Source organism: Deltaproteobacteria bacterium, assembly GCA_030654105.1.
In the GTDB taxonomy this organism is placed as follows: domain Bacteria; phylum Desulfobacterota; class SM23-61; order SM23-61; family SM23-61; genus JAHJQK01.
Genome location: JAURYC010000358.1, coordinates 1 through 9,874 on the forward strand (window position 1 = coordinate 1; position 9,874 = coordinate 9,874).

Annotated in this window: 10 protein-coding genes and 1 pseudogene; 8 read left to right on the forward strand and 3 right to left on the reverse strand. The window is 49.4% G+C overall.

Annotation, left to right across the window (positions count from 1 at the left end; all coding sequences use genetic code 11):
- From Q7V48_15800 to Q7V48_15810, 3 genes are all read right to left on the reverse strand, one after another.
- Positions 1 to 1,113, reverse strand: a 1,113-nt coding sequence (locus tag Q7V48_15800) for an aldehyde ferredoxin oxidoreductase N-terminal domain-containing protein (protein ID MDO9212186.1), incomplete at its 3' end; no start/stop codon positions are given.
- Between the two features lie 156 nt (positions 1,114 to 1,269).
- The gene (locus Q7V48_15805) at positions 1,270 to 2,421 is read right to left on the reverse strand and encodes a phosphatidylserine/phosphatidylglycerophosphate/cardiolipin synthase family protein (protein MDO9212187.1); all 1,152 of its coding nucleotides are present in this window, start codon (positions 2,419 to 2,421) and stop codon (positions 1,270 to 1,272) included.
- Positions 2,422 to 2,625: 204 nt separating this feature from the next.
- Positions 2,626 to 2,811 carry a 4Fe-4S binding protein gene (locus Q7V48_15810; GenBank protein MDO9212188.1) on the reverse strand — a complete coding sequence of 62 codons (186 nt, stop codon included), beginning with the start codon at positions 2,809 to 2,811 and terminating at the stop codon, positions 2,626 to 2,628.
- 476 nt (positions 2,812 to 3,287) lie between these two features.
- Here Q7V48_15810 and Q7V48_15815 point away from each other — a divergent pair, with 476 nt between their 5' ends.
- From Q7V48_15815 to Q7V48_15850, 8 genes and pseudogenes are all read left to right on the forward strand, one after another.
- The gene (locus tag Q7V48_15815) at positions 3,288 to 4,139 is read left to right on the forward strand and encodes a hypothetical protein (GenBank protein ID MDO9212189.1); all 852 of its coding nucleotides are present in this window, start codon (positions 3,288 to 3,290) and stop codon (positions 4,137 to 4,139) included.
- Entirely contained in the window at positions 4,136 to 4,984 is an 849-nt protein-coding gene (locus Q7V48_15820; protein ID MDO9212190.1) for a TraB/GumN family protein, read from the forward strand. Before Q7V48_15815 ends, Q7V48_15820 begins: the two co-directional genes overlap by 4 nt.
- Entirely contained in the window at positions 4,985 to 5,827 is an 843-nt protein-coding gene (locus Q7V48_15825) for a hypothetical protein (protein MDO9212191.1), read from the forward strand.
- On the forward strand, positions 5,824 to 6,924 hold the full coding sequence (locus tag Q7V48_15830; GenBank protein MDO9212192.1) for a radical SAM protein: 1,101 nt from the start codon (positions 5,824 to 5,826) through the stop codon (positions 6,922 to 6,924). Before Q7V48_15825 ends, Q7V48_15830 begins: the two co-directional genes overlap by 4 nt.
- A gap of 254 nt (positions 6,925 to 7,178) precedes the next feature.
- A complete protein-coding gene (locus Q7V48_15835; GenBank protein MDO9212193.1) occupies positions 7,179 to 7,835 on the forward strand; it encodes a hypothetical protein in 657 nt (218 codons plus the stop codon).
- Positions 7,828 to 8,391, forward strand: coding sequence for a nucleotidyl transferase AbiEii/AbiGii toxin family protein (locus tag Q7V48_15840; protein ID MDO9212194.1), 564 nt, complete (start codon positions 7,828 to 7,830; stop codon positions 8,389 to 8,391). Before Q7V48_15835 ends, Q7V48_15840 begins: the two co-directional genes overlap by 8 nt.
- Positions 8,392 to 8,629: 238 nt before the next feature.
- Positions 8,630 to 8,776 (forward strand): annotated as a pseudogene (locus tag Q7V48_15845) (rhodanese-like domain-containing protein).
- Positions 8,777 to 8,856: 80 nt separating this feature from the next.
- Positions 8,857 to 9,874 (forward strand): multiheme c-type cytochrome (locus tag Q7V48_15850; GenBank protein ID MDO9212195.1); only part of this gene is annotated, 1,018 nt, incomplete at its 3' end.

Consider the following 9,874-nt stretch of genomic DNA (forward strand, 5'->3'; position numbering starts at 1 on the left):
GGCTTTGGTGAGAAGGCCATTTTCATAACACTCCATGGCAAACCCGATGGCCACGCCCGCGGAAATGGTGTCCAGACCATAGCGGTTGCATAGCTCATTCCCCTTGGAAATAGCGGCCAGGTCATCAATGCACAGAAGGGAACCGAGCGAACTCAGGGTCTCATACTCCGGTCCTCCATATTCGCTGGAGGTGGCATAGGGGCCCTCCGGAACTTCCACCGCCCGCTTACAGCGAACGGAGCACGCATAACATCCTTCCTCACTTTTCAGGATCGTTTCGGCCATCCGTTCACCACTGATCTTTTCTGCGCCTGCGAAAACGCCGGTATGAAAGTTTTTGGTTGGCAGAATGCCCTGGGTATTCAAAGCCATTACCAGGTTGGGTGTTCCCAGCTTGCGCATCACTTTATTCGGGCCCCACTGGCTGATGAGTTCCGCCTGCAATTTGGCCAGTTCTTTCATTTTTTCCGGATCATGAAATTCCAGTCTTTCCTTCCCGCGGGCGGCGATGGCCCTTAGGTTCTTGGAACCCATGACCGCTCCCATACCCGTCCGGCCATTGGCATGTTTCAGTTCGTTGATTACGCAAGCAAAGCGAACCAGCTTTTCTCCGGCCGGGCCAGCCTGAGCCACCCGGATTCGGGCATCTCCCAATTCTTGACGAATTTTTTCCTGAGCCGGCCCTGTCTCCAGCCCCCATATCTCTGCGGCCGACCGAATTTCCGCCTCTCCATCGTGGATCCATAGATAAGATGGTTTAGGAGCTTTCCCGTTAATGATTACCGCGTCAAAACCGGCAAATTTTAATTCCGGGCCGAAAAAGCCCCCGGCTTCCGCCTCGCCATATCCCCCCGTCAAAGGAGATTTGGCCGCCACCGTATAACGCACCATTCCGGAGACCGGTGCGCCCGTGATGACGCTGGAGGCGAAGATGAGAATATTTTCCGGTCCAAGCGGATCGATGCCTGGCGGAAGTTCCCGCAACAAATAATAGGATGCCAAACCTCCGCCCCCCATATAAGTGCGATAGATGACCTCGCTGGGCTCTTCTACTTTTATTTCGCCTGATGTCAAATCCACCCGCAAAATCTTTCCGTTGTAGCCTCGGGCCATTTGCTGTCCCTCCTTTATTTATCCCCTCAGGGAATTTCTTTTTTACCGGTTGATCCCCGGACAATTAGGTTATTAAGTTTTCCACCTCAGGTGGGACTGGGCCTACCGATGTTTTTAGAAATTCGCGCATAACTTCGGTTTATCAAAACAAATTTTTTACAAATAGGAACGGAACCAGGAGAAAAAAGTCCCCAAAGCCCTTTCGTGGAGAGGCCAGGCGGATTGATCCGCCTCGGTTATGGGCGTGCACTCGAGTAAGTCCTGCCGGAATATTTCTTCCATATCGTTTCCCAGCTCCCGGTCCAGGATCCCGACACCACATTCATAATTGTAATTGAGGGAGCGGGAATCCAAATTGGCCGAGCCAACAATGGTCCAGTGCCCGTCAAATACCATTGTCTTGGCGTGAAGCACCCGGGGCTGGTAATGATAGATCTGCACTCCCTCCCGCAACAAGGTTTTGTAGTAAGTGCGGCTCACATAGGCGACCACACGCAAGTCAGTCTGGCCGGGCAAAATAATCTTCACGTCCACACCCCTGCGGGCCGCCTTTAAAAGGACCTTGAGAAACTTCCTGGTAGGGATGAAGTAAGCCATGGTGAGGTGAATGGACTTCTGGGCAGCATGGACGCTGAACTGGAGCAACTGCCGAAGGGACCGCATGCTCTTCCGGGATGAAGAGAACAATGGAAGCACGTTTATACCTTGATCTTCTTCCCGACCCACACCCCTTGGTAAGGTTTCAATTTTTACCCCTTCACACTCTTTCCAGCTTTCCAGGAACGCTTTGAGCATGGCTCCAGCGATAGGGCCCTGGACCTTGACACCCGTATCCCTCCATCCGGCGAGTTTTTTTCGCCTGAATCCATAGTATTCATCGCCTACATTCAACCCCCCCGTAAAAGCCATCTGGTCGTCCACTACCACCAGCTTTCGATGGTCCCGGTGGAAATAAAGATTGAGGTTCATTAAGCGAAGAGGATGGAAGGAGCGAATTTCCACTCCCGCGGACTTTAAAAACTTCCAGAACCGCTCCGACGTTGAGATAGACCCAAAATGATCATAAATCAGGTAGACCCGTACTCCTTCCCGGCTTTTCCGGGCCAGCAATTCCGCCAATCCCCAACCGGTCTCATCATCCCGGAAAATGTAGAATTCCAGGCAGATCATGTGTTCTGCTTCTTGCACCGCCCGGAATACTACTTCGAAAGCGGAAACACCATCCTTTAAAACCTTTATGGAATGCCCGCTAAAGAACGATGTTTGAGCAACTTTTTCCAGGGTTCTTTGTAAAGAATTTTCTTCCATATCTCTGGCCAGATTTTAAAGAAAGGAAAGGCGCATGTCAAACCAATTATTGGTGAACAGACCAGGTCTTCTCCAGAAAGGCGTTTCGGTGAAAGAAAAAAAGAGGGAGCGCTTTTAATAGAAAAGCGATGAAAGGATTTAACGCCTTCCATCGCTTTTCTATTTTTCTCCCAGAATTGCCCCTCTTCAGGCTGGTGGGGAAAATTACACTTCCTTTACAGTTATGGCACCCGTAGGGCATACCTCAACGCAACTTTCGCAGCCCAGGCATTCATCCATATTGACGGGATCGGACTTGCCGTCTTTGATCTCGAACACGTTGGCCGGACAGGTATCTACGCATTCTCCTTTCCCATCACATTTATCTTTATCGACAGTTACTTGATACATGGCTCCCCTTTTTCACCTCCTCTTTATAAATTATAAACTTCTCCCTCTCGACGTCTTAAATGATACCCGATCCGAGCCTTTTTGTTCATGACCCGGATCATAAAAAGCCTCCCCTTTCCTGGCCATCCTCGGGAGATGAAAAATATATATCCCTTTGCAAAAGGATGTCAACGGAAAAAGGGACCGTGCCCCCCTTCACTTTTCATTTTCGTTCATGATTTCAGAATGATGGTCAGGACCCGGCGGGGAGGCGTTGCGCGCCGGCCAAACGGCCGGATCAACCCCTCTTCCTCTCCCCCACTTTTCCTCCGCAAAAAGAGAGCGCAAAAAACATATGGAGTGGCTGCAACGGCGGAAGTGAAGGGGTGCCAGAAAAAAAGACTTTGTCACCATTCCCCAACCCTACCCCCCTCACTCCGAGTTCCTTGTAATTTAATAGGGAAAGGGGTAGATTACAAGGAGGTCGGAAAGGAAAAATGATTTCCCAAGCGCAAGAAGAATACATATTGCGCCAAGCCTACGTGCCCGAACACGTACCCAATTTAATGGTGGGGGTTTCCAAAGGAGAGCCCTATCTAATAGGGGATTATGTTATTTTTGCCAAAGATGACTGGCTCATTTTTGTGGGATATCCTCTGAACCGTGATTGCCGGCCCGAAATTTTTGCCACCGCCCTGAAGGAAACCATAAAAAAATTCAACCCGACTTATACCTGGTTTGTCGCCCCCGAGATTCCTAATTCTATTCTGCAATCGGCCCGGCAAAGGGAAGGGGATGAATACTATAAGCTGGAGATGCGCAACCATGAGGTAGAAAAAGGGTTAATGCGAATCGTTAAGAAGGCCTCAGAAGCTTTAACCATCGAAAAATCCCGTCAATTTTCTGAAGAACATGTTACTCTGACCCGGGATTTCTTGGAAAGGGAGAGCCCCCCTCTCCGGGTAAAGGAATTGTTTTCACAAATGCCGGGTTATGTGTCTTATTCGAAAACTTCCTTCGTCCTCAACGCCCGGGACAAGCAAAAAAAATTATCCGCCTATTACGTGATCGAACTGGGGGCGGAAGAATTCGCCACGTATGTGGTGGGTTGTTTTTCCAGGACAAATTACGTGGCCCATGCCTCCGATGCGCTATTTTACGAAATGATCAACCTGGCCAAAGAAAACCATAAGAGCTATATTCATCTGGGGCTGGGCGTAAACGAAGGCATCAGAAGGTTTAAAAGGAAATGGGGGGGATTCCCCTTCCTGAAGTATGAATCCGGGCAATTGGTCAGCAAACCTCCAGGACCTTTTTCCTGGATCAGAGCCCTGGGGGCCAGGTTATGAACCTAAAAGAGATGTTGTCATTTTTTTCTTCCGTAAAAGAACTCAAAACGATCTGGAAAGTTGAACGCGATGGGAAAGGGGGATATTTAGCCGGAACAGCCCATTTTTTCCCCTACAGTCTAAAAAAATCCTTACTTCATTATATCCGGAAAGCAAAGGTTGTTTTATTCGAGGGCCCTCTGGATGAACAAAGCATGAATCAGGTCATCGAAAATGGCTCCCAGGCCGGAGGAGCGACCGCGCTTATAGAAGCCCTGGATGCCCAAACGATCGAAAAAATCAAGAAGAGCGCCGGCTCGCTCTTCAGGGAGTCTGACTCCTTTCCCTTGATTCTTCCTTTTGCTGCCAAGGTTCAAAATCACTTGCACGCCCATTTTCAAAACCTTCGTCCCTGGATGGCTTTCTTCCATATCTGGTCTAATTTTTTAAAGGAGAGGGGGTGGAAACATTCAGTGGATCTGGAAGCCTTCAACATTGCCACCAGCCTTAGGAAGGAGATTATCTTCCTCGAGACCATCGAGGAGCAAATCGCCGGGATGGAAGGTATTCCTCTGGAACGTTTCACCAATTTTTTTAAAAAAATCGACCAATGGGAAGCATGGGCCAAATCCCATGCCCGGCTTTATCTGCAGGGAGACATAGAAGCCATAATGGCCGTAATCAGTGAATTTCCTTCCCGCTGCCCATCTATTGTCGAGAACCGGGATCCGGTCATGTTTGCCAGAATGAAGGGTTTTTTTGAAAAAGGCCAGGTTATTGCTTTTGTAGGAACGTCCCATATTCCGGGAATTAAAAAGAGGTTCCTGGAGGCAGGATATAAAGTTACCCGGCATTACGGGGGATGAATGATCACTTCTCCTGAAGAAGAATTCATCAAAAACTATGCCTATGTGCCGGAACACATGCCGGGCTACGGGTCAGTCATGTCAGGAGGAGAGCCCTTCCTTTTAGAAGACTACCTTTGTTATAAAGGAAAAGAGTTGCTCATCTTCGTAGGCTTTCCCTTGAAAGGGACTTTCAATGAAAAGAAAGTGAGCGAGGTCCTGGAAGTCGCTGTAAAAAGGTTCAAACCCGCCCAGGTAGCCCTCATCGCGCCGACCACCTCCCTCCGGTCCGGTAAGCGGAGCGAAACGGATATTTACTATAAACTCGATCTGGTGAATCTCAAGATCCGATCGAAATTAAAGAATATGATCCAAAGGGCCTCTAGAGAACTGGGAGTGGAGAAAGGACGGGAATTTAAAGATGAACACCGGCATCTCGTTAAAATTTTTTTAAGCTCCCGGGATGTAGGAGAGGAGACCCGGGCCATTTTCGAAAGAATACCTAAATACATTTCTTTGGCCTCCACTGTCTGGATTTTCAGCGCCAGAGACCGGGCCGGAAACTTGCTGGCCTTTGACGTGGCTGAATTCGGCGCCATCAATTATGCCTTTTACATGTTCAATTTCAGATCCCGGCAACACCATGTACCCGGGGCGTCAGACCTTCTCCTCCATGCCTTGATCAGGGAGGCCGAACAACAGGGGAAAACCTACGTGAATCTTGGATTGGGCGTAAATCAAGGAGTAGCCTTCTTTAAAAAAAAATGGGGTGGCCAGCCCTTCCTCAACCATGAATTCCTTCTTTACCGGCCTTCCTCCCCTACTCTCTTCGATTCCCTCCTGCAAGGATTCTCCAAGTCATGAAGAAAGGATTCTGGAAAAATTTTTTTCAAGGATCTGGCGGAAAAAGGTTTGCTGCCTGGCAGGTCGAGCTCACTTCAAGATGCCCCCTGCGCTGCAGGATGTGCAATCGGATTGAATATGAAGAATTTTCCCGCAGGGATATGCTCTTAGAGGATTTTAAAAGGCTCCTCCCTTATTTCCAGGATGTAGAAGCCGTGGTTCTGGAAGGATGGGGAGAATCCCTCCTTCATAAAGACCTAATCGAGTGTATCCGCTTGGCCAAGAGAGAAGGTCCCCGGGTAGGTTTTGTGACCAGCGGGAAAGGATTGAATGAAGCCTATATCGCCGAACTTCTCCAGGTTGGGGTTGACTTTATGGGGTTTTCGCTGGCGGGAGCCACTCCTCAGACCCATAATGCCATTCGGGTGAACTCGGACCTTCATGATCTCCTCCAGAACATCCGGATTTTTCAGGAAAGGAAATCCCGGGAAAAACTCACCCATCCCCGATTACACATCGTTTACCTCTTACTGCAGGAGAACATCCGGGAAGTGCCGGCTCTTATATCCCTGGCCCGGGATCTTGAAATTGGAGAGGTAGTCCTGATCAACCTGATTCACGTAACGAATTCCTGGCAGAACGAGCAAAAAGTATTTGCCGAAAAAGGTCGGGAAGGTTACGAGAATATCCTGCAGGAAGCAGAGAAGAAAGCCCGGGCAGGGAAAATCAAATTGCGGTGCCCTTCTCTTTCCTATCGGGAGGTAGCCGTTTGCGCGGAAGATCCTCTCCATAATTTATACATATCTGTCGAGGGAGAAATCTCTCCTTGCGTTTACCTCAATCCGCCTCTCCCTTCCCCCTTTAAAAGAATTTTTCAAGGGAGAGAAATCCAGATGGAAAGAGTGAATTTTGGGAATCTCTTTCACGAGCCTTTGGACAGAATTTGGAATGATAAAAAATACGTGGAATTCAGGGAAAATTGGGCCCGCAGGAAAAAATATTTTGAGGAAAGGGTTGCTTCCCTCTGGGATGGGGACAAACGAAGGGGTACCGACTGGCAAACTTTTCCCGACCCTCCCGTGCCCTGCCAGACCTGTTACAAGGTAGAGGGCGCTTAGCCGCGCATTCTCCCCCTCCTTTTCCCCCACCCACTTTTAAAAAATGCTTGATTGCCTTTTCCCAACAAGAGCGGATCTGAAAATAATATCGAAAACGAAACTTGCGAGGAATGTTAAAAAATGCGTACCACAAAGATCTCTCCTTCAAATGTCATTTTAAACATAGTATGTCGAAATAATGTCGACATACTATGTTTAAATGTGCTATATGTTATCCATAAGGGTAATCCATAGCGCTGCAGGAAAAGATAGATATGATTGAAGATCTGAGAAAGAAGATCGCGGGAGAGGAATTTGACTATCAGTCCCTTCTGGACGGCCTCCGGAAATATGACCGTCCCCGGGACAAGATCACAGCCCTGCTTCAGCGGCGGGCCATCCTCCGGGTGAAGAAGGGCATCTATGTCTTCGGGGAAAAATATTCGCGGCGGCTCTTCTCACGGGAGATTCTGGCCAACATGATCTACGGCCCTTCCTATGTCTCTCTCGATTACGCCCTGCACTATCACGGTCTGATCCCGGAGCGGGTCGAGGCGGTGACATCGGTCACCTGCGGCCGTGGCAGGCGCTTTTCCACCCCCGTCGGCCTTTTTATCTACCGAGTGGTCCCCATGAGAGCCTATCAAATCGGCATTGATCAGATAGAGATCGAAGGAGGCCGTTCCTTTTTGATCGCGACCCCGGAAAAAGCCCTTGCCGATAAAATCCATGATGACCGGGGGACGGGAATCCGCACCCAGGCCGAAATGAGGGGCTATCTGCTGAACAATTTGCGAATCGACCCCGAGAGGTTAGGCAAGTTGGATACGGAAACGATCGCCATAATTGCGGATCGTTGCAGGTCCCGAAAGATCCGCTTGTTGAGCAATTTCGTCCACCGGCTTCAGAGAGAGGAGAGCCTTATTGAATGAAGCCATTGCCCGCATGCTTGCTCGGTACGCCTGCCGGAGGGTCGAGGACTACGTGAGGGCTTTGCGGGAGATTCTGCAGGAGATCGCCAGGCAGATCCCCCGCGGCCAGGTGTTGAAGATAAAGATTGAAATCGATACGGATCCCCCGCCGGGATTTGACACAGAAAGCAGGTTTCTCCTGCAACCGATCCCGTTTTCGGTCAGGGTTTTCGTTGTTCCGGATCTTTTTGCCGGCAAGATGCATGCTATCCTTTGCCGGCAGTGGAAGAGCAGAGTCAAGGGCCGTGACTGGTACGATTTGGTCTGGTACGCCGCGAACCATCCACAACTCCACCTTTTTCATCTGGAACAGAGGATGATTCAAAGCGGTCACCTGAAGAGAAATGAACATTTAAACCAGGAGAAGTTCTGCAATCTGATGTCAACGGCGATTGAGAAATTGAACGTAGACCAGGCCCGCAAAGAGGTAGAACCTTTCGTGAAGAACCCCGAGGCGCTGCAGGTCTGGTCGAAGGAATTCTTCCATGATGTTGCCGGAAGGATCGTGCTGATTTGATATCCACGAAAGATTGATCAGTTATCGAATGGAAGCGGAAAAGGGGATGTCCGTTCCGAAAAAACTTATAAACATTTTCCGATTTCAGATACCTCAGCAAAACTTGCTGCCTGCTTTGTTCACAGCCGATATCGTGGTAATTTAATTGTATAGGAATTTCCTTTTTTCAACTTTAGTCCCGCCTGCGGCGGGATCACTTTAGACACTTTAGGCCCTTGACATGTATTCTTTACTTTTTATAACTTTCTGCAAAGCCAGCCTTCGCGCTTACGAAGCCCAAACCATCCTGGAGGGTGCAGGTTTCCAGGATGTTCAATTCATGGATGGAGGCTTAGAGGCCTGGCCGTATGATGGGGTCGCAGAGGGATGGACCTTGGATTCATAAACTGTCAATCAACAAGGTAGGGACATAAAACTGGCGACCAGCATATGAGTAAATGGTCTTCGCAAAAGGGGGACCAAAGGATGAAAGGGCGGGGTTGGTTGGTGATTTCATTGCTCGTCGGGATCTTCTGGTTGGTCTGGGCTGGAACTTCACATGCTGCGCCGCGGGTCAGCGAAAACACAGAAGCTTGCCTTGGATGCCATACCTCGTTGACCCCCGGAATCGTATCCAACTGGCGAAGAGGTAATCACTCCACGGTCACCCCAGAAGAAGCCTTGAAAAAGGGCCCAAAAGCCAAAAAGGTTTCTTCAGAAAAGATCCCTGATAAATTAAAGGAAACGGTCGTTGGCTGCGCTGAGTGTCACACTTTGAATCCGGCAAAGCATAAAGATTCCTTCGACCACAATGGGTTTAAAGTTCATGTGGTTGTCTCGCCGGAAGATTGCGCTACCTGTCATCCTGCGGAAGTCAAACAATATAGCCTGAATATCATGTCCCATGCCCATGGCAATCTCATGAACAATCCTCTTTATCGCCAACTGGCTGACTCGATAAATGGGATGCAGTCCTTCCAGAAAGGGCGGATCGTCCTAAAACCTCCCGATCAGGAGACCGAGATGGATTCTTGTCTTTTTTGTCATGGCACGGAAGTAAAGGTTCAGGGTCTTAAAGCGAGGGATACGAATATGGGCAGAATGGAATTTCCTGTCCTGGCAGGCTGGCCCAATCAGGGGGTTGGCCGGATCAACCCCGATGGAAGTAAGGGTTCCTGTACGGCCTGCCATACCCGCCATCAATTCTCCATGGAAATGGCCAGGAAACCCCATACCTGCTCCGAATGCCATAAGGGGCCCGATGTACCAGCCTATAGCGTCTATCAGGTCAGCAAACATGGAAATATTTATTCCTCTCTGGGGGAAGGATGGGATTTCAAAGCTGTCCCCTGGAAAGTTGGAAAGGATTTTTCCGCACCGACCTGCGCTGCCTGCCATGTTAGTTTGATCGTCAACGAGGTCAATGAAGTAGTGGCCGAGCGGACGCATCAGATGAATGACCGGCTTCCCTGGAGAATCTTTGGCCCCATCTATGCTCACGCCC

Coding starts and splice junctions, on each gene's coding strand:
- Q7V48_15805 (MDO9212187.1), bottom strand. CDS start 2,421: ATGGAAGAAAATTCTTTACAAAGAACCCTGGAAAAAGTTGCTCAAACA.
- Q7V48_15810 (MDO9212188.1), bottom strand. CDS start 2,811: ATGTATCAAGTAACTGTCGATAAAGATAAATGTGATGGGAAAGGAGAA.
- Q7V48_15815 (MDO9212189.1), top strand. CDS start 3,288: ATGATTTCCCAAGCGCAAGAAGAATACATATTGCGCCAAGCCTACGTG.
- Q7V48_15820 (MDO9212190.1), top strand. CDS start 4,136: ATGAACCTAAAAGAGATGTTGTCATTTTTTTCTTCCGTAAAAGAACTC.
- Q7V48_15825 (MDO9212191.1), top strand. CDS start 4,985: ATGATCACTTCTCCTGAAGAAGAATTCATCAAAAACTATGCCTATGTG.
- Q7V48_15830 (MDO9212192.1), top strand. CDS start 5,824: ATGAAGAAAGGATTCTGGAAAAATTTTTTTCAAGGATCTGGCGGAAAA.
- Q7V48_15835 (MDO9212193.1), top strand. CDS start 7,179: ATGATTGAAGATCTGAGAAAGAAGATCGCGGGAGAGGAATTTGACTAT.